Here is a 19,405-nt window from a genome sequence, read left to right as displayed (position 1 = left end):
GCGAATCGCAGCACCCCTCGGTGACACCCCGCCCCGCCGGAGACCTCGGGTCTCCGGCGGGGCGACGCCGTTTCCGCCCCACTCCCCGTCCGGCGGGGCCCTCGGTTGGCGTGCCGCCGCCCGGTCCCCGTCCCCGCTGCCGCACGGCTCCGTCCGCCCCCGGCATGGTGCCCGTCTCCCCGGCCACCCGCGTCCGACCGTACGATCGGCTGGATGGCTGTATGGGCGAAGGACGCGCGGCGGGTGCGCACCCGCGGACGGCGCACGGCGGGTGCCGTGCTCGGCGCTCTGCTGCTCGCGCCCGCGTGCTCCGCCCCGGAGAACACCGCCACCGGCGTCACCGTCCAGGAGGTGGGCGCCACCCTGGACCGCCGGGCCGCGGCCGTCCTGCGGCACGACACCGACGCGTACCTGGACGTGCTCGATCCCCGGGCCGCTTCCTTCCGGGCAGCCCAGCGCACCGAGCTCCACAATCTCGCCGACGTACCGCTGGAGTCCTGGGCGTACAGGGTGAAGGGCGTGAGCGGCGGGGGAGCGGACCGGGTCACCGCCGAGGTCGAGCTGCGCTACCGGATCAAGGGTTACGACGAGGCCCCCGTGTCCTCCTCCCGCACGGTGGAGCTGGTCCGCCGCGGGGGCGACCGCACCTGGTACGTCGCCGCCGACCGGGCCGCCGACGGCACCCCGGCGCAGCTCTGGCAGCAGGGCGACGTCGAGGTCGTACGGGGCACACGCAGCCTGGTCCTCGGGGTCGGCCGCCGGACGGCCGAGCTGCGCCGGATCGCGGCCACCGCGGACCGGGCCGTCCCGGCCGTCACGGGGTCCTGGCCGGAGCCGTGGGCGGAGCGGGTCGTGGTCCTCGTCCCCGCGTCCGTGGACGACATGGCGGGACTGCTCGACTCACCCGCGGCCAGCTACCGGGGGATAGCGGCCGTCACCACCGGCGAGGTCGGTGGCAGCGGCCGGAGGCCCGCGGACCGGGTGATCGTCAACCCGCAGGCCTACGGGATGCTCGGTGACTTCGGGCAGCGGGTCGTCCTCACCCACGAGACCACCCATGTGGCGACCCGGGCGCACACCTCCGCCGCCACTCCCGTCTGGCTGTCCGAGGGCTTCGCCGACCGGGCCGCGTACCGCCGGGAGAGCCGCACGGCCGCCGAGATCGCCCCGGAGCTCACCGAAGCGGTCCGGCGCGGCGATCTGCCCGCGCGGCTGCCGGCCGACGAGGACTTCGGCTTCGGCCTGGACGCGGCCGGGCTCTCCCAGGCGTACGAGGGCGGCTGGCTGGCCTGCGAACTGATCGCGAGGGACTGGGGCGAGGAGGGGCTGATCGCCTTCTACAAGGCCGTCGGGAGCCGTTCGGAGCGGGACGGAGCCGTGGAGCAGGCCATGCACACGGTGCTCGGCACGACACCCCAGGACTTCACGGCGCGCTGGCGGGAGTATCTGCGCGAGCGGCTCGGCTGAGCTGCGGTGCCGCACACCCCCGCCGGGCTCCCGGCACGGTGTCCCGCCACAGCCGCCGCCCGGCGATCAGCGTCGCGGCGACCAGCAGACCGTTGCGTACGGCCATGAGCGTCACGCCCTCCGCGTCACTTGCCACCACGTGCGCGAAGCCGAGCGGGAACTCCAGCAGGGTGACAGCGGTGGCCACCAGGACCAGAACGGAGGGCAGGGCCATCCGGCTGCCGCGGAACACCAGGCACACCGCGCCGACACCCAGCGGCCACACCATGTACTGCGGGCTGATGACACGGCTGGTCACCGTGAACAGCAGCACGGCGGTGAACGCCGCGTCCGCCGGCGTGTGCACCGCGAACGTACGGGCCCGCAGCCGCCAGACCAGCAGCCAGCCGAAGGCGAGCACGCTCAGGGCCAGGGCCAGCGTGCTCACCAGGGCCACGTGCGGGCCGGCGAACTCCATCGAGCCGTAGCGGAGCTCCACACGGCCCTCCCAGCCGAACTGCCTCGCCACATGGAAGACCAGAGCCCCCAGCGACTCGATCTCCAGTCCCCGGTCCCGCTGGAACGTCAGGAAGGCGAACGCGCCGGGCAGCACCACGGCGGCCGCCAGGGCGAGCACGGCGGCCGTCACCGCCGCCGCCGACCAGGAGCGGCGTGTGTCCCGGCCCCGGGCCGTGCCCACCAGCAGCAGCACCGGCCAGACCTTCAGCAGGGTGCCGAACGCGGCCAGCGCCCCCAGCACCCGGGGGCGGCGCACGCCCGCCAGCAGCGCCGCCACCGCGACGGCGGTCACCATCAGGTCGTAGCGGGCGTACACGGTCGGCCCGAGCAGCGGCACACCCACCACCCACAGCCAGGCACCCGCGTCACGTGTGGCCGGCCGGCTCCCCGCGTACAGGAGGAGACCGAGGACCAGCGCGTCACAGAGCAGCACGAGGACGAAGAAGGCGGAGGCGTACTCCAGGAAGGGCAGCAGATCCGGGGACAGCACGGCCAGCGCGGCCGCGGGCGGATACTGCCAGGTGACGTCGTCCAGGGGATACGAACCGGCGCGCAGCACCTGGTACCAGCCCTGGTAGATCACCGAGACGTCGCTCGTGACGTCCGGCCCCGGAACCGTGAACACCTTGAAGACGCAGAGCAGCAGCACCGCCCGGGTGAGGCCCCACACGGCGAGGCACAGACCCCGGCCTCCCCGGTCGCTCATACCTGTCCTGACCGTCATGCAGGCCATGATGCAGGCCCCGGCTGTGCGGGAGCCGTCAGGCAGGGCCGTCGGGCCGCCCGGTACTGTCGGCGGCGATGGACAAGACGCTGATCGTGACGAACGACTTCCCGCCCCGCCCCGGCGGTATCCAGGCCTTCCTGCACAACATGGCGCTGCGCATGGACCCCGGGCGACTGGTCGTCTACGCCTCCACCTGGAAGCGCGGCGCGGAGGGCGCCGAGGCGACCGCCGCCTTCGACGCGGAGCAGCCGTTCACCGTCGTGCGCGACCGTACGACGATGCTGCTGCCCACCCCGCGGGTCACCCGGCAGGCGGTCCGGCTGCTGAACGAACACGGCTGCTCCTCCGTGTGGTTCGGCGCCGCCGCCCCCCTCGGGCTGATGGCGCCCGCGCTGCGTGGGGCCGGTGCCCGCCGGATCGTGGCCACCACGCACGGCCACGAGGCGGGCTGGGCACAACTGCCCGCGTCCCGGCAGCTGCTGCGCCGCATCGGCGAGGGCACCGACACCCTCACCTACCTCGGTGAGTACACCCGGTCCAGGATCGCCGCCGCGCTCACCCCGGAGGCCGCGGGCCGGATGGTGCAACTGCCGCCCGGGGTCGACGAGAAGACCTTCCACCCGGCATCCGGTGGCGACCGGGTGAGGGCGCGGCTCGGCCTCACGGACCGGCCCGTCGTCGTGTGCGTGTCGCGGCTCGTGCCGCGCAAGGGCCAGGACACCCTCATCCTGGCCATGCCCGCGATCCTGGCGCGGGTGCCGGACGCCGTCCTGCTCGTCGTGGGCGGCGGCCCGTACGCCGGGCAGCTGAAGAAGCTGGCGGCCGAGACCGGTGTCGCGGACTCCGTGCGTTTCACCGGGCCGGTGCCGTGGGAGGAACTGCCCGCCCACTACGGCGCCGGCGACGTGTTCGCCATGCCCTGCCGCACCCGGCGCGGCGGTCTCGACGTCGAAGGCCTCGGCATCGTCTACCTGGAGGCGTCCGCGACCGGGCTGCCGGTCGTGGCCGGTGACTCGGGGGGCGCCCCGGACGCCGTACTCGACGGCGAGACCGGGTGGGTGGTGAGGGGCGGCTCCGCGGAGGAGTCCGCCGACCGGATCGTCACCCTGCTCGGCGACCCGGAGCTGCGCCGGCGCATGGGGGAGCGGGGCAGGGCGTGGGTCGAGGAGAAGTGGCGCTGGGACCTGCTCGCCGGCGAGCTGAAGACGCTGCTCTGAGCGGACGGAGAACGAGAGGGGCCCGCACCGGTCGCGTCCGGTGCGGGCCCCTCTCCGTGCGTGTGGCCGGCTCAGCCCCGGTAGATCGACTCGACCTCGTCCGCGAACTCCTTCGCCACGACGTTGCGCTTCAGCTTCAGCGACGGCGTGATGTGCCCCGCCTCCTCGGTGAACTGCGCCGCCAGGATGCGGAACTTGCGCACCGACTCGGCCTTGGACACCGCCGCGTTGCCGTCGTCCACCGCCCGCTGCACCTCGGCCAGCAGCTCGGGGTCCTCGCGCAGCGAGACCGCCGTCGACCCGGCCGGCTTGCCGTTCTCCTCGGCCCAGCGGGAGAGGAACTCCTCGTCGAGGGTGAGCAGGGCGCCGACGAACGGCCGTCCGTCGCCGACCACCATGCACTCGGCGACGAGGGCGTGCGCGCGGATCCGGTCCTCGATCACCGCGGGGGCGACGTTCTTGCCGCCCGCCGTCACGATGATCTCCTTCTTGCGGCCCGTGATCGCGAGATAACCGTCCTCGTCGAGCGTGCCGATGTCCCCCGTGTGGAACCAGCCGTCTGCCAGCGCCTCGGCCGTCGCCGCCTCGTTCCTCCAGTAGCCGGTGAACAGGTGCTCGCCGTGCAGCAGCACCTCACCGTCGTCGGCGATCCGCACGACCGAGCCCGGCAGCGGCTGGCCGACCGTACCGATCTTCTGCCTGTCCCACGGGTTGAAGGCCGTGGCGGCGCAGGTCTCGGTGAGGCCGTAGCCCTCCAGCACGGTGAAGCCGATACCCCGGAAGAAGTGGCCGAGCCGCTCGCCCAGGGGTGCGCCGCCGGAGATGGCGAACTCGCCCCGGCCGCCGAGCACGGCCCGCAGCTTGCCGAACACCAGCTTGTCGAAGACCTTGTGCTTGATCTTCAGGCCCATCGAGGGGCCCTCCGGCGTGCCCAGCGCGCGGCTGTACGCGATCGCCGTGTCGGCGGCCCGGTCGAAGATCTTGCCCTTCCCGTCGGCCTGCGCCTTGGCCCGCGCCGAGTTGTAGACCTTCTCGAACACGCGCGGCACACCGAGGATCAGCGTGGGCCGGAAGGAGGCCAGCTCATCGGTGAGGTTCTTGATGTCCGGCACGCAGCCGAGCTTGATCGGGGCCATCACCGAGGCGACCTCGACCAGGCGGCCGAAGACGTGCGCGGTGGGCAGGAAGAGCAGGACGGAGCACTCGCCGGTACGGAAGAGGGGCTTGAGCCGCTCCACGATGTTGCCGCACTCCGCGAAGAAGCTGCGGTGCGTCAGCACACAGCCCTTGGGGCGGCCGGTGGTGCCCGAGGTGTAGACGATCGTCGCCGGGTCGTCGGCCTTGGCGCTCACCATGCGCAGGTCCAGCGTCTCGTCGGAGACGCCGGCACCGGCGGCCACCAGCTCGCCGACGGCGCCCCGGTCGATCTCCCAGACGTGGTCCAGACCGGGGAGCCCGTCCCGCACGGCGGCGACGGACTCCGCGTGGGCGCCGCTCTCCACGACGACCGCGACGGCGCCCGAGTCGCCGAGTATCCACTGGACCTGTTCGGCGGAGCTGGTCTCGTACACCGGCACCGTGACGGCGCCCGCGCACCAGATGGCGAAGTCCAGCAGGACCCACTCGAAGCGGGTGCGCGACATCAGCGCGACACGGTCACCCGGCTCGATACCGGCGGCGATCAGGCCTCTTGCGGTGTCTCTGACCTCGGCGAGGAACTGGGTCGCCGTGACGTCCGTCCAGACACCGGCCACCTTCCGGCTCATCACCGCGACATCGGGATGCTGAGCGGCGTTGCGGCGGATGAGATCCGTCAGGTTGCCGTCCGTAGGGACCTCGTACAGGGCCGGAAGGCTGAACTCGCGCAAGACTGCTGCTCCTCATCGGGCTCCGGTTCCACGGCTCTGTGCGACGCACCGGATCGGTCCAAGCCTGGCAGATGCTCAGTGGGGTGAGCACGACTGGACTGGCGGGACGTTACCCACCGGTACTCGGTTCCGGAAAGGGGGATCCGGCCATATGTCTTATGCATCACACATATCCGTGGTCCTTCGGCGCACATTAGTCCACCCGTGTCCCGATCCGGAAGTAATCGCAGGTCCGGCGGCCTCTACCCAGAGCAGCGCGCGGCGACCTAGGGTGATCTCCATGCGAGCCGGCACACCGCACGATCAGCACACAACCCCCACCCGACGGACACGCGTACACGTGGTCAGTGACGTGCACGGGAACGCGGAGGCGCTGGCACGGGCCGGTGACGGCGCGGACGCCCTGATCTGCCTGGGTGACCTGGTCCTCTTCCTCGACTACGCAGACCACTCGCGCGGCATCTTCCCCGACCTCTTCGGGGTCGCCAACGCCGACCGCATCGTGGAGCTGCGCACCGCACGCCGCTTCGAGGAGGCACGCGCCTTCGGCCGCGAACTGTGGGCCGGCCGGGACCGCAACGCGGCGATCCTGTCGGCCGTACGCAAGCAGTACGCCGAGATGTTCGCGGTGATGCCCACCCCGACGTACGCCACCTACGGCAACGTCGACGTGCCGGCGCTCTGGCCCGAGTACGCCAATTCCGGTACCACCGTGCTGGACGGTGAACGTGTCGAGATCGGTGGCCGGGTGTTCGGCTTCGTCGGGGGCGGCCTCAGGACCCCCATGAACACCCCGTACGAGATCAGCGACGAGGAGTACGCCGCCAAGGTCGAGGCGCTCGGGCCCGTGGACGTCCTGTGCTCGCACATCCCGCCGGACGTCCCCGAGCTGACGTACGACACCGTGGCCCGGCGCTTCGAGCGCGGCAGCCGCGCACTCCTCGACGCCATCCACCGCACCCGCCCCCGCTACGCCCTTTTCGGCCATGTGCACCAGCCGCTGGTGCGCCGGATGCGGATAGGCGCCACCGAGTGCGTCAACGTCGGCCACTTCGCCTCCAGCGGGCGCCCATGGGCCCTGGAGTGGTGAGCGACACGGCAACCGGCCGCGGGCCGGGGCGCGGACGGGAGGGCCGTCGGCACGCGATAGCCTGCACATGGCAGGCCTCTGCCGAACGCGACCGGTACACCGCACTGGAGGGCCACTGCGATGGCTGAACACACCAGCTCGAGCATCACGATCGAGGCGGCACCGGCCGACGTCATGGGAGTGATCGCCGACTTCGCCCGCTATCCGGAATGGACCGGAGAGGTGAAGGAGGCCGAGATCCTGGCCACCGACGACCTGGGACGCGCCGAGCAGGTCCGCCTCGTCCTGGACGCCGGAGCGATCAAGGACGACCACGTCCTCGCCTACACCTGGAACAGCCCCTACGAGGTGGGCTGGACCCTCGTCAAGTCCCAGATGCTCCGCGCGCTCGACGGCAGCTACGCGCTGGCACCCCTGGGGGACGGCGACCGTACCGAGGTCACCTACCGGCTCGCCGTCGACGTCAAGATCCCGCTCCTGGGCATGATCAAGCGCAAGGCCGAGAAGGTCATCATCGACCGGGCCCTCGCCGGGCTGAAGAAGCGCGTCGAGTCCGTCCCGAAGGTCTGATCACGTGCGTACGGTCCTCGTCACCGGCCCCGGCGGCGCGGGCCGTACCACCGTCGCGGCGGCGACCGCGCTCGCCTCGGCCCGCAGTGGCCGGCGCACCCTCCTGGTCTCCGCCGACGCCGTGCCCGCCTTCCCCGTGGGCGCCGCGCCCACCGAGGTCGCCGTGCGGCTCGCCTGCGTCCGGATCGACTCCGCCGCACACTTCCGCGGAGAGCTCCTCGACCTCCAGGACCGGGCGTCCGGGGTGCTCGACCTGCTCGGTGCCAACCGGCTCGACGGTGAGGAACTCACCGAACTGCCCGGCAGCGCACAGCTCGCCGTCCTGCACACCCTGCGCCGCGCGGCCGAGGGCGACTGGGCGGACGAGGGCTACGAGGCCCTCGTCGTCGACCTGCCCCCGCTCACCGAAGCCCTCGCGCTGCTCGCCCTGCCCGGGCAGCTGCGCCGCTATCTGCGCCGCCTCCTGCCCAGGGAACGGCAGGCCGCCCGCGCCCTGCGCCCGGTGCTCGCCCAGCTCGCCGGTGTCCCCATGCCCGCCCAGTGGCTGTACGAGGCGGCCGCCCGCAAGGACGCCGAGCTGGCTGCCGTCGAAGCGCTGATCGAGGACAACGCGACCACCGTGAGGCTGGTGGCCGAACCAGGGCCCTCCGCCGTCGAGGCGTTGAGCACCGCCCGTACCGGACTCGCCCTGCACGGACTGCGCGTCGACTCCGTCGTGGCCTCCCGGGTCCTGCCCCGCCACTCCGGCGATCCGTGGTTCGCCGATCTCGCCGCCCGGCAGGAGAAGTGCCTGGACACCTGGCACCAGGAGTGGGCGTCCGGGACCACCGTGCGTGAGACCGCCCACCTCGGCCGTGAGCCGCGCACCGTCGAGGACCTGGCCCTGCTCGCCGGGTCCTGCGCACCCGACGACCGGACTCCGGGACGCGCCGGGGACCCCTGGTGGACCGAGGACGCGGGGGACGGCGTCATCGCCTGGTGCCTGCCGCTGCCCGGAGCCGTCAAGGAGGACCTCACGCTCGTCCGGCGCGGGGACGAACTGCTCCTCACCGCAGGACCGTTCCACCGCATCGTGCGTCTGGAGTCCGCGCTGCGTCGCTGCACCGTGTCAGGGGCCGCGCTGACCGACGGCGTCCTGCGTGTCCGGTTCACACCTGACCCCGGGCTCTGGCCTCGGACACAATGAACGGCGTACCACCGGTCGGGTAACGTCGGTAGTACGTGGCTCGCACGGCCACGCAGGCAACCGCGTCGCAGGAGTCCGCCATGAGTGAAGCCACCGATCGTCCCGTCGACGACGACGCGTGGGCGGAGGCCTGCGCCGAGGACCTCGAAGGGGAGAAGGCCCGCCGCCGGGCCCAGTACGGACAGCAGCCGGGATCCGCTGCCGACGAGCTGCGCAAACTGATCGACGCGGTGGCCGACAAGGTCTCCTCGCTCCAGTCGCCGCTGCTCGGCATGGCCGCGCAGGGAACCGTCCAGCAGGTGATCCGGCAGGCCAAGTCCGCGGTCGAGCCCGTCATCGAGCGCAATCCGGAACTGTTCGACCATCTCGCCGCCGCGGGGAACGAACTCCTCGCCGCCTACCGCTCCGCAGTCGAGGGCCAGGAGGGCCGCTGGACGCAGGGCACCGAAGGCGCGGGAGGTACCCCGGGCGCCACCGGAGGCGCCTCCGGCCCCGGGAAGAAGGCGGCCGAGGACCCCTCGGACCCGCGTGACGAGGGCACCGGCGGCAGCGAACACATCGACCTGGACTGACCCTGGGCAGGAAATACCCGTCCCCGGCTCGGGTACGGTTGGCCGTAGCGGGGCTCGACCGAAACTGAGGGATTCATGGGACTCACCATCGGCGTCGATATCGGCGGCACGAAGATCGCGGCTGGAGTGGTCGACGAAGAGGGCCGGATCCTCTCGACGTTCAAGGTATCGACCCCGCCGACCGCCGAAGGCATCGTGGACGCGATCAGCTCCGCCGTGTCCGGAGCGAGCGAGGGACACGACGTCGAGGCCGTGGGCATCGGCGCGGCCGGATACGTCGACGACAAGCGCGCCACCGTGCTGTTCGCTCCCAACATCAACTGGCGCCACGAGCCGCTCAAGGACAAGGTCGAGCAGCGCGTCGGCCTGCCCGTCGTCGTGGAGAACGACGCCAACGCGGCGGCCTGGGGCGAATACCGCTTCGGCGCCGGCCAGGGGCACGACGACGTCATCTGCATCACGCTCGGCACCGGCCTCGGCGGCGGCATCATCATCGGCAACAAGCTGCGTCGCGGACGCTTCGGCGTCGCGGCGGAGTTCGGTCACATCCGGGTCGTCCCGGACGGGCTGCTCTGCGGCTGCGGCAGCCAGGGCTGCTGGGAGCAGTACGCCTCCGGGCGTGCGCTCGTGCGGTACGCGAAGCAGCGCGCCAACGCCACCCCGGAGAACGCCACGATCCTGCTGGGGCTCGGCGACGGCACGGTGGAGGGCATCGAGGGCAAGCACATCAGCCAGGCCGCCCGGCAGGGCTGCCCGGTGGCCGTCGACTCCTTCCGTGAGCTGGCCCGCTGGGCCGGCGCCGGACTGGCCGACCTCGCCTCGCTCTTCGACCCGTCGGCCTTCATCGTCGGCGGCGGAGTCTCGGACGAGGGCGAGCTGGTCCTCGACCCGATCCGCAAGTCCTTCCGGCGCTGGCTGATCGGCGGCGAGTGGCGTCCGCACGCGCAGGTCCTCGCGGCCCAACTGGGCGGCAAGGCGGGGCTGGTGGGCGCCGCCGACCTGGCGCGCCAGGGCTGACCTCACCACCACGGCACCTCCGACGCCCGTCGCGCCCTCCGGGGAGCGGCGGGCGTCCGTCGTATCGTGCCTCCCATGGTCACGATGCCGATGCCGCTGCCCGACTCCCGTACCGAGCCGGACGGTTCGGCCGTCATCAGGGTGCTCAGTTACAACGTCCGCTCACTGCGCGACGACACCGAAGCGCTGGCCCGTGTCATCCGCGCCTGCGCACCCGACCTGGTGTGCGTCCAGGAGGCTCCGCGCTTCTTCCGCTGGCGCAAGGCGGCGGCGCGGCTCGCGGCCATGACCGATCTGGTGATCCTCAGCGGCGGGGCCACGGCCGCGGGGCCCCTGCTGCTCTGCTCCCTGCGCGCGACCGTGGAACGCACCGAGGACGTCCTGCTGCCGCTCACACCGGGGCTGCACCGGCGGGGCCTGGCCACGGCGGTCGTGCGGATCGCCGGGGCCCGGCTCGGCGTCGTGAGCTGCCACCTGAGCCTGCAACGGGAGGAACGGCAGGCGCAGGCGGGAATGCTGCTGGAACGGATCGACGCGATGGACGTCCCGCACGCCGTCGTGGCCGGCGACCTCAACGACGTACCGGAGGGGGGCGCCTTCCGGCGGCTGGCCGGGCGGCTCCAGGACTGCCGGGCCGTGCGGCCCTGGGGAGGTGAGCTCACCTTCCCGCCGGACGCACCGCGCAAGCGGATCGATGCCGTGTTCGCGACCGACGGCATCGAGGTGCTCGGCTGCGGCGTCCCCGCGGACCTGCCCGGACTCACCGGTGCGGACCTGAGGGCGGCCACGGACCATCTGCCCGTCCTGGCCGCCCTGAGGGTGCCGGCAGGCGGCTGAGCCTGGGCACGGCGCCCGATGCCGGGACAGGCCGGGGCACGGCGCCGATGCCAGGACAGGGTCCTGCCGTGCCCTGGTACGGACAGCCGTGCGGCTCTCCCGGCTCAGACGACGGCGCCGCGCCCCGGATCGTCGTCCTCTTCGTCGTCGTGGGGCATGCGCGCCACCAGGGTGGCGAAGCCGCCCAGGAAACCGCCGATGGAGAGAGTGGTCAGCCACCACGTCATCTCCCACTGCATCAGTACCGCGAGCAGCATCAGCACGGGGCCGCCGACGACCGCGAGCCAGGCGAACTTCGCCGTCACATCGGCCTCGGGCAGCGGCGGCGGTTCCGGCGGGACGAAGTGTCCCTCCTCGCCGTCGTCCGGATCGTCGACGTCACCGTCCTTGGGCTCCTCCAGGCCGTAGTCGCGCGGGCCGGCGACCCCGGGGGCGAAGACGACCGAACCGCCGAGCGGCTTCTTCTCCGGGGGGCCGCCAGGCGCCTTGTCGCCGACGCCCTTGTCCGTGTCACCGCCCGCCCCGGACTCCGGCGAGGGGTCCAGGACGTTGAGCTGGTCGTCCTCCAGCAGGGCCAGGTCCTCGATCGACTTGAACGGCTTGGCGCCCGGCGGGTCCGGCGGCTCCTCGCCGTACCCCGCCACGATCGCCTCCCAGGCCGCGGCCTCGTCGAGCGGCCTGGCCGCCTCCGTGCCCTCGGGCGCGGCCGTTCCCTCCGTGGGGCGCGGTTCGCGCTCCTCGTCACTGCCCGCGCGCTCCGCGTCGTGCTCAGCCACCGGACGTGCTCCCCTTCTTGCCAGCGTTGGGTGCGAGGCGGTCGATGAACCGGTAGCTCTCGTCGAAGATCCGCTCCGCATCGTGGTCCAACGTCGCCACGTGGTAGCTCTGTTCCAGGAGGATCTCGTCTACGTCCCTGGACGAGACCCGGCTGAGGATCCGCGCCGAGTCGGCCGGCGGCACGACATGGTCCTGCGGACTGTGCAGCAGCACGATCGGCTGGGTGACCTGGGGCAGATCGGCGTCCACCAGACGGAAGAACGTCCGCACGGAGTGCGCGGCGTGCAGCGGGACCCGGTCGTAGCCGATCTCCTCGGAGCCCTCCAGCGCGATGTCGCTGGTCAGCCCCTTCGTCGTCCGCACCACATGCCGGGCCACCGGCAGGGCGTACGCCGACAGGCCGTGCACCTTGTTCGCCGGATTCACCAGCACCAGACCCGTGATCTCGTCCCCGTGCTTCGCGGCGAGGCGCAGCGCCAGGGCCCCGCCCATGGAGAGGCCGAAGACGAAGACCTGCTCGCACCGCGCCCGCAGCGCCCGCAGCTCCCGGTCGACCTCCGCGTACCAGTCCTGCCAGCCCGTGACCGCCATGTCCTCCCAGCGTGTGCCGTGACCGGGCAGCAGCGGGAGGGACACGGTCAGTCCGCGCTCCGCCAGATAGCCGGCCCAGGGACGCAGCGACTGCGGCGAGCCCGTGAATCCGTGACAGAGGAGGACGCCGACCTCTCCGCCCTCGTGGCGGAACGGCTCGGCTCCGGGGAGGACCGGCACCAGGGTCTCCTGTTCATGAAGCGGGGCGGGGTGCGGGGGGTGTGCGAAAGGATTACCTCACCGTACGCGACCGGGCCGACACCGACCAGGGCCGTCACCGGCCGAGCGGCCGCCACCTGCGGGGGACCGGCGGGGAACGCCTGCGAGGACACCGCCCCGAGCGGGCGGGAATGCCCCCGGTCCCCACAGGTTAAGGTCTGTCGGACGGCACACAGGAGGCACCCGAGTTGATCTACGGCGCAATGAAGTTCTCCATCGGCGGGTCTCTGAAGCTCGCCTTCAGGCCATGGGTGGAAGGCCTGGAGAACATTCCCGCACACGGGCCGGCGATCCTCGCGAGCAACCATCTGTCGTTCTCCGACTCCTTCTTCCTGCCGGCCGTCCTCGACCGCAAGGTGACCTTCATCGCCAAGGCGGAGTACTTCACGGCTCCCGGGGTGAAGGGCAAGCTCACCGCCGCGTTCTTCAAGGGCGTGGGACAGCTCCCGGTGGACCGCTCCGGTGGCCGCGGTGCGGGGGAGGCGGCGATCAAGGCGGGCATCCAGGTGATCGAGAGCGGCGGGCTCTTCGGTATCTACCCGGAGGGCACCCGGTCACCCGACGGACGGCTCTACCGAGGCAAGCCCGGCGGCCTCGCCCGGGTCGCCCTCGCCACAGGCGCGCCCGTCATCCCCGTGGCGATGATCGACACGGAGAAGATCCAGCCGCCCGGCCAGGTGGTGCCCAGGCTGATGCGACCGGGCATCAGGATCGGCGAGCCGCTGGACTTCCGCCGCTACCAGGGCATGGACGGCGACCGCTTCATCCTGCGTTCGGTGACCGACGAGGTCATGTACGAGATCATGAAGCTGTCGGGCCAGGAGTACGTGGACATCTACGCGACCGCGGCCAAGCGGCAGATCGCCGAGGCGGCGAAGAAGTAGGGGACGGAGCGGTCCGGCGCGTGGACGCGCCGTCGACCGTCCGGGGCGGGCAGCATGGCAGGGGCGGGAACCGGGGGAGGGGACATGGCAGGTCGTGAACGGGTCGTGCGGATGTCGGTCGAGCAGCCGCTGTGGCGGGCGCTGACCGCGTACCGCGTACTGACGCTGATCTACGCCGCGCTGCTCGCGGGCTTCGGCCACGGGAAGTACGAGCGGCCCTGGGTGACCTTCGTCTTCCTGGTGGTCCTCGCCCTCTGGACACTCGTCACCCTTCCCAGGGTGGCCAACGCGGCCAGCTGCACCAAGCGTTTCCTCGGCCTGGACCTCACCGTCGCCCTGACCGGAATCCTCCTGACCCCCCTCGCCGACTTCGACGCCCGGCACATGGACGGCCCGACGCTCCCGTCGATCTGGACCGCGGGGTCCGTCCTCGCGTTCGCGCTCAAGGGCGGCTGGCGCTGGGCGGCCTTCGCCTCCACCCTCGTCGCCGTCGCCAACATCATCGAGCGCGGCGAACCGAGCGAGGACACCTTCCACAACGTGGTGCTCGTCTGGGTCGCCTCCATCGCCATCGGCTACGTCGTCGAGGTGGCCCGTGCCAGTGAGCGCACCCTGGCACGTGCCCTGGAGATCGAGGCCGCCACCCGGGAGCGGGAGCGGCTCGCGCGGGACATCCACGACAGCGTCCTCCAGGTCCTGGCCATGGTCCAGCGGCGCGGCACGGCCCTGGGCGGCGAGGCCGCGGAGCTCGGCCGGATGGCCGGCGAGCAGGAGGTCGCCCTGCGGACCCTGGTCTCCAGCGGCCTGGTGCCCACGACACGGGTCTCCGAGGACAGTGCCGACGGCGCGGTGGTCCGCGTGGTCGACGACGTCGCGGCGGAGAGCGCCGAATCCGATCTGCGCGCCCTGCTCGCTCCGCACGCGGGCTCCCGGGTCACCTTCGCGGAGCCCGGCGCCCCGGTGCTGCTCGCCGCCGGCGCGGCGCGTGAACTCGCCGCCGCGGTGAGTGCCGCGCTGGACAACGTCCGGGTTCACGCGGGGCCGGACGCCCAGGCATGGATCCTGGTCGAGGACGAGCCGGACGCGGTGATCGTCACGGTCCGGGACGACGGCCCGGGCATCCCGGAGGGCAGGCTCGACCAGGCGGAAGGGGAGGGCCGGCTCGGCGTCGCCCTGTCGATCCGCGGGCGGCTGCGCGATCTGGGCGGCACAGCAGAGCTGATCTCGGTGCCCGGCCAGGGCGCCGAGGTCGAGTTGAAGGTTCCGAAGGTTTCACGGGGGAAGGCAGGACCGGCCCGATGAGTACACCGAACACGCAGGCATCCGAGGAGCGCGCCATCAAGGTGATGGTCGTCGACGACCACCCGATGTGGCGCGATGCCGTCGCCCGCGATCTGGCCGAGTCCGGTTTCGACGTGGTCGCGACCGCCGGCGACGGCCCGGGAGCCGTGCGGCGGGCCAGGGCGGCCGGCCCCGACGTCCTGGTGCTCGACCTGAATCTGCCGGGGATGCCCGGCGTCCAGGTCTGCAAGGAGCTCGTCGGTTCCCACCCAGGGCTGCGCGTCCTGGTGCTCTCCGCCAGCGGCGAGCACGCCGACGTCCTGGAAGCCGTGAAGTCGGGCGCCACCGGCTACCTGCTCAAGTCGGCCAGCACCCAGGAACTGACCGAGGCGGTACGCGCCACAGCGGCCGGCGACCCGGTCTTCACGCCGGGCCTCGCCGGACTGGTCCTCGGCGAGTACCGCCGGCTCGCCTCCGACCCCGCCCCCGCGGCTCCCGACCGGCCGAAGGTCCCGCAGCTCACCGACCGTGAGACAGAGGTGCTGCGGCTGGTCGCCAAGGGACTTTCGTACAAGCAGATCGCCGAGCGCCTGGTCATCTCCCACCGCACCGTCCAGAACCACGTCCAGAACACCCTGGGCAAGCTCCAGCTGCACAACCGGGTGGAACTCGTGCGGTACGCCATCGAAGCCGGCCTCGACGACGTCTGACAGGGCCGCCCCCTGTCGAGACGGCTCCCTGACGGGCCGCCCCTCTGCCGGGACGCCCTCCCTGCCGAGGGCCGCCCCCTGCCGGGCCGCCCTCGGAAGGGGCCCTCCCACTCTCCGTGAGCCGGACGTCGTGCGGCTGAGGACGGCGCCGGCCGTTCGCAGGAAGCGGCGCGGAGCGGAGGTCTGCTCGGGCTGACACCTGCTGACACCTATTCGGCCAAGACCCGTCTGCCGGGCGGCGCCCCGGGATCGCGGGCCGTATATTCGCGAGGACCGGCCCCGCACCCTCACCCGGGAGACGTCGTGGAAATCCTGGCATTCGGCGTGCAGTCCGACGAGAAGCCGCTGCTCGAGAAGGCCTTCGCCGGCCTGCACGATGTCCGGTGCCTCGACGTCTTCCTCACCGAGGACACCGCTCCGATCGCCGCGGGCTACGAGATCGTCTCCACCAGCGTCAACGCCGACCTCGGCAGCCGTGTCCTGCAGGCCCTCGCGGCGGGCGGGACACAGATGATCGCCCAGCGCTCCACGGGCTTCAACAACATCGACCTCGACGTCGCCGAACGGCTCGCCCTGCGCGTCGCGCGGGTCTCGTACTACTCACCCCACTCGGTGGCCGAGTTCGCCTGGACCCTTGCCATGGCCGTGAACCGCCGTATCGTCCGCGCGGTGAGCCGCACCAGAGACTTCGATTTCCGGCTCGACGGCCTCCTGGGCCGGGACATGCACGGCCGCACGGCCGGTGTGGTCGGCACAGGGAAGATCGGTGAGGCGTTCACCCGGATCGCCCACGGCTTCGGGATGGATCTGCTCGGCTGGGACGTCGCCGAGAACCCCGCCTGCACGGCGCTGGGCATGACGTACGTGGACAAGGAGCAGCTCTTCGCCGAGTCCGACCTGATCAGCCTCCACGTGCCGCTGCTGCCCGCCACGCAGCACATCATCGACACCGACGCCCTGTCCGTGATGAAGGACGACGCGATCCTGGTCAACTCGAGCCGGGGCGGCCTCATCGACACCCGCGCGCTCGTCACCGAGCTGCGGGCCGGCCGTTTCACCGGTGTCGGGCTCGACGTCTACGAGGCGGAGGCGGGGCTCTTCTACGTCGACAAGTCCGTGGAGGGCATCGACGACGACACCCTCGCCCGGCTGGTCACCTTTCCCAACGTCATCGTGACCTCGCACCAGGCGTACTACACGCGTGACGCCGTGGGGCAGATCATCGATGCCACCGTGCAGAACGTCACCGACTACCTGGCGGACCGCCGCAGCGACAACTTCCTCGTCCCGGCGCTGCCCGCCCGTTAGCGTCCGCCGCTCGGATCAGGCCGGGTCGCGGGCGTGTTCCTTCAGGAACGCGCCCGCGTAAGCCGCCGCCTCCTCCTTCGTGCCGCAGGCGGGACTCCCGTCCGCCCCGCCGTGTATGCCGTCCGCGCCCCGCCCCCTCCACCGCCAGCCGCCCGACGCGGGTTCCCGGAAGAGCTCGGCCGTCCCCCCGAACAGTTCGACGGTCCCCGGCTCCGCAGCCCCCGTCGGCCGGTTGACCGCGTCCGGCCACTTCTTACGGGCTCCCTGCCGCGTTATGCCCCAGGCCGTCCCCAGCTGCTCGTAACTCGCCCCGTACGAGCCGGCGGTACGAGCTGCCCGTGCCGTCAGCCGGGTGACCGCCGAGTCCACCACCTTCCAGCCGGCGAGGACCGACAGTGACACCTCGACGGGGTCCGCCGCCCACATCTGGTCTTCGGGAAGCTCCGTGTCACGGGCGCGCAGGGCCGATGCGAGGGGGGCGAGGGCGTCGCAGAGGGACTGTTCGAGGGCGGTCAGTTCGGTAGGGGGGACCTCATTCGCTGCCATGCCGACAACTTTAGTTACCGTAGAGCGGTTTGGCAACGAAAGTTGTCGACTGGCATATGCCGGTTCCGTGCTTCAGCCGGCCACGGGCAGCGCCGCCAGCAGTGCGGTCAGGATCGTGGTGCCGCGCAGCGTCAGTACCGACTCCGGATGGAACTGGACGGACGCGAAGCCCCGGCCCCGCAGCGCGTGCACCTCGCCGGTGGCCGCGTCCCGGCTCACCTCGATCCCGTGCGCACCCAGTTCCATGGCCGCCGGGTCGTCGCAGAGCGCGGTGAAGCTGTTGTAGAAGCCGACGGTCTCCGGCCGGCCGAACAGGTCGATCCGGGTCTGCGCACCCTGGTACGGCACGGCCTTCCGCGCGATCTCCATGCCCAGCTCCGCCGCGATCAGTTCATGGCCGAGGCAGACGCCGAGCAGCCCGTGGCGGTGTTCCCGCACCAGCTCGGCGGCCAGCCCTCTCAGCAGCCGCATCTTCGGATCGGCCGTGTCTCCAGGATCGCCCGGCCCCGGCCCCAGGACCACGGGCCCCTCGTGCACCCCCAGGGTCTCGCGCAGCCCGGGCTCGTCGTAGCGGCGCACCGAAACCGTGAGGCCCGAGGAGCGCAGCAGATGCGCCAGCATCGCCGTGAAGGTGTCCTCGCCGTCCACCACCAGCGCGTGGCCGGACAGGTCCCGCGTACGCTCCTGCATCCGCAGCCAGAAGGGGGCGAGCCCGCCGCGCCGGTCCTCCAGGGCCGCCTGCACCCGCGGATCGGAGGCCAGCCGCGGACGGTTCGCCTCCGACTCGGGCCGGCCCGGCCCGGCGCCCAGCGCCGCGAGCACGCCGGCCGCCTTCGCGTGGGTCTCGGCGACCTCTCCCGCCGGATCGGAGTGGCGTACGAGGGTCGCCCCCACCGGCACCCGCAGCCGGCCGGCCGACGAGATGTCGGCGGTGCGGATCAGGATCGGCGAATCCAGTGTCTGTGCCCCGCCGGGCTCCCGGCCCACCAGTGCCAGGGCGCCCGCGTAGTAGCCGCGGCCCCCCTGCTCGTACCGCTCGATGACCCGGCAGGCGTTCTGTACGGGGGAGCCGGTGACCGTCGCGGCGAACATGGTCTCCTTCAGGACCTCGCGCACATCGAGTGAGGAACGCCCGCGCAGCTCGTACTCCGTATGCGCCAGATGGGCCATCTCCTTCAGCCGGGGCCCGACCACCACACCGCCCATGTCGCCGACCGTGCACATCATCTTGAGTTCCTCGTCGACGACCATGGAGAGCTCCTCGGTCTCCTTGCGGTCACCGAGGAAGGTCAGCAGGCTCTCGGCGGTCGGCCCACCGGCCGGGTAGCGGTAGGTCCCGCTGATCGGATTCATGACGACGGTCCCTCCGGACATCCGGACATGGACCTCCGGGCTGGCGCCGACCAGCGTCCGCCCGCCCGTCGCCACCCGCAGCCCCGACGGGGCGGTTCCGTCGGTCCGTCCGTCCCCCGTGTGCACGACGAACGTCCAGTACGCGCCGCGTTCGCCGGCCAGCAGACGGCGGAACAGCGCCAGGGCGTCGGCCCGGCAGAATCCGGGGATCTCGCCGGCGAAGGTCCGCCGGATCACGAAGTTCGCGCCCTCGCCCTGCCCGATCTCGTCCTCGATGACTCTTCGGACGATGTCCGCGTACTCCTCGTCAGGGACGTCGAAGGCCCCGTCCTCGACCCGCACGTCGTGGGCCGGCAGCTGCGCGAGCACCTCCGCCAGCGGAAGCTCGTACGCTTCCTCGGCGACCAGTACGGAGAGGGGAGTGCCGTCGTCCCGCACGTCGAAACCGCGCTCGGCGATCTGCCGGAAGGGCACCAGGGCCAGTGAGGGCAGCTCACCCACCGGGATGTCCGCGAGCCGGTCCACCTCCCGCACCTCGCCGACCATGACCTCGACGGTGTCGTGGTTCCGGCCGGGCGTGCGCCTGCGCAGCAGGGCGAACGGCGGGGCGTCGGCACGGAGGAGGGCGGACAAGAGGGCGGCGGTGCGGCCGGGCATGGGCTCGGGCTTGCGCTCGGGCATGGGCGT

Annotated in this window: 18 protein-coding genes; 12 read left to right on the top strand and 6 right to left on the bottom strand. The window is 72.1% G+C overall.

The genetic code is table 11. From position 1 onward, the window contains the following. Window positions 1-213: 213 nt before the first annotated feature. Window positions 214-1,467 (top strand): hypothetical protein, encoded by a 1,254-nt coding sequence (locus OO67_RS24140; RefSeq protein ID WP_208861072.1) that lies wholly within the window; start codon window positions 214-216, stop codon window positions 1,465-1,467. On the opposite strand, the gene OO67_RS24135 is transcribed toward OO67_RS24140, so the two are convergent. After that, the gene (locus OO67_RS24135) at window positions 1,424-2,689 is read right to left on the bottom strand and encodes a glycosyltransferase family 87 protein (protein WP_208861071.1); all 1,266 of its coding nucleotides are present in this window, start codon (window positions 2,687-2,689) and stop codon (window positions 1,424-1,426) included. The genes OO67_RS24140 and OO67_RS24135 overlap by 44 nt on opposite strands. Window positions 2,690-2,766: 77 nt before the next feature. On the opposite strand from OO67_RS24135, the gene OO67_RS24130 reads away from it, so the two are divergent. Next, window positions 2,767-3,909, top strand: coding sequence for a glycosyltransferase family 4 protein (locus OO67_RS24130; protein WP_033303366.1), 1,143 nt, complete (start codon window positions 2,767-2,769; stop codon window positions 3,907-3,909). Between the two features lie 71 nt (window positions 3,910-3,980). Here OO67_RS24130 and OO67_RS24125 read toward each other — a convergent pair whose 3' ends face one another. Further along, on the bottom strand, window positions 3,981-5,777 hold the full coding sequence (locus tag OO67_RS24125) for an AMP-dependent synthetase/ligase (RefSeq protein ID WP_033303365.1): 1,797 nt from the start codon (window positions 5,775-5,777) through the stop codon (window positions 3,981-3,983). Window positions 5,778-6,057: 280 nt separating this feature from the next. Between OO67_RS24125 and OO67_RS24120 the strand changes: the two genes are divergently transcribed. The 6 genes from OO67_RS24120 (at window position 6,058) to OO67_RS24095 (ending at window position 11,049) form a co-directional block, all read left to right on the top strand. After that, entirely contained in the window at window positions 6,058-6,867 is an 810-nt protein-coding gene (locus OO67_RS24120; RefSeq protein WP_078598201.1) for a metallophosphoesterase family protein, read from the top strand. Between the two features lie 120 nt (window positions 6,868-6,987). Beyond that, window positions 6,988-7,437 carry an SRPBCC family protein gene (locus OO67_RS24115; RefSeq protein ID WP_033303362.1) on the top strand — a complete coding sequence of 150 codons (450 nt, stop codon included), beginning with the start codon at window positions 6,988-6,990 and terminating at the stop codon, window positions 7,435-7,437. A gap of 4 nt (window positions 7,438-7,441) precedes the next feature. After that, entirely contained in the window at window positions 7,442-8,623 is a 1,182-nt protein-coding gene (locus tag OO67_RS24110) for an ArsA family ATPase (RefSeq protein ID WP_033303360.1), read from the top strand. Window positions 8,624-8,703: 80 nt separating this feature from the next. Continuing rightward, window positions 8,704-9,195 (top strand): DUF5304 domain-containing protein, encoded by a 492-nt coding sequence (locus OO67_RS24105; RefSeq protein WP_033303359.1) that lies wholly within the window; start codon window positions 8,704-8,706, stop codon window positions 9,193-9,195. A gap of 75 nt (window positions 9,196-9,270) precedes the next feature. After that, window positions 9,271-10,212, top strand: coding sequence for an ROK family glucokinase (locus OO67_RS24100; RefSeq protein WP_033303358.1), 942 nt, complete (start codon window positions 9,271-9,273; stop codon window positions 10,210-10,212). Window positions 10,213-10,287: 75 nt separating this feature from the next. Continuing rightward, complete coding sequence (locus tag OO67_RS24095; protein ID WP_033303357.1) at window positions 10,288-11,049, top strand: endonuclease/exonuclease/phosphatase family protein; 762 nt, start codon at window positions 10,288-10,290, stop codon at window positions 11,047-11,049. Between the two features lie 104 nt (window positions 11,050-11,153). Here the strand turns inward: OO67_RS24095 and OO67_RS24090 are convergent, their stop codons facing one another. Together OO67_RS24090 and OO67_RS24085 are read right to left on the bottom strand one after the other, a co-directional pair. Then, on the bottom strand, window positions 11,154-11,825 hold the full coding sequence (locus OO67_RS24090) for a hypothetical protein (RefSeq protein WP_033303356.1): 672 nt from the start codon (window positions 11,823-11,825) through the stop codon (window positions 11,154-11,156). Next, the gene (locus OO67_RS24085; protein WP_033303355.1) at window positions 11,818-12,597 is read right to left on the bottom strand and encodes an alpha/beta hydrolase; all 780 of its coding nucleotides are present in this window, start codon (window positions 12,595-12,597) and stop codon (window positions 11,818-11,820) included. Before OO67_RS24085 ends, OO67_RS24090 begins: the two co-directional genes overlap by 8 nt. A 227-nt stretch (window positions 12,598-12,824) precedes the next feature. Here OO67_RS24085 and OO67_RS24080 point away from each other — a divergent pair, with 227 nt between their 5' ends. The 4 genes from OO67_RS24080 to OO67_RS24065 all read left to right on the top strand — a co-directional run bounded on the left by OO67_RS24080 (window position 12,825) and on the right by OO67_RS24065 (window position 16,819). Then, window positions 12,825-13,520: a lysophospholipid acyltransferase family protein gene (locus OO67_RS24080; RefSeq protein ID WP_063746167.1), complete on the top strand. Its 696-nt coding sequence runs from the start codon at window positions 12,825-12,827 to the stop codon at window positions 13,518-13,520. Between the two features lie 84 nt (window positions 13,521-13,604). Further along, on the top strand, window positions 13,605-14,822 hold the full coding sequence (gene macS / locus OO67_RS24075) for a MacS family sensor histidine kinase (protein WP_033303353.1): 1,218 nt from the start codon (window positions 13,605-13,607) through the stop codon (window positions 14,820-14,822). After that, a complete protein-coding gene (locus tag OO67_RS24070) occupies window positions 14,819-15,511 on the top strand; it encodes a response regulator (RefSeq protein WP_033303351.1) in 693 nt (230 codons plus the stop codon). The genes macS and OO67_RS24070 overlap by 4 nt, the downstream gene beginning before the upstream one ends. A 303-nt stretch (window positions 15,512-15,814) precedes the next feature. Further along, complete coding sequence (locus OO67_RS24065; RefSeq protein ID WP_033303349.1) at window positions 15,815-16,819, top strand: 2-hydroxyacid dehydrogenase; 1,005 nt, start codon at window positions 15,815-15,817, stop codon at window positions 16,817-16,819. Between the two features lie 15 nt (window positions 16,820-16,834). Here OO67_RS24065 and OO67_RS24060 read toward each other — a convergent pair whose 3' ends face one another. Together OO67_RS24060 and OO67_RS24055 are read right to left on the bottom strand one after the other, a co-directional pair. Further along, window positions 16,835-17,365, bottom strand: a complete 531-nt coding sequence (locus OO67_RS24060; protein ID WP_033303347.1) for a hypothetical protein — start codon at window positions 17,363-17,365, stop codon at window positions 16,835-16,837. 72 nt (window positions 17,366-17,437) lie between these two features. Beyond that, window positions 17,438-19,375 (bottom strand): anthranilate synthase family protein, encoded by a 1,938-nt coding sequence (locus OO67_RS24055; RefSeq protein WP_033303432.1) that lies wholly within the window; start codon window positions 19,373-19,375, stop codon window positions 17,438-17,440. Window positions 19,376-19,405: the final 30 nt, after the last annotated feature.

This window comes from Streptomyces atroolivaceus (genome assembly GCF_000717025.1).
In the GTDB taxonomy this organism is placed as follows: Bacteria; Actinomycetota; Actinomycetes; order Streptomycetales; family Streptomycetaceae; genus Streptomyces; species Streptomyces atroolivaceus.
The sequence above is the reverse complement of the archived record's forward strand: the minus strand, read 5'-3'. Positions and strand labels throughout refer to the sequence as shown.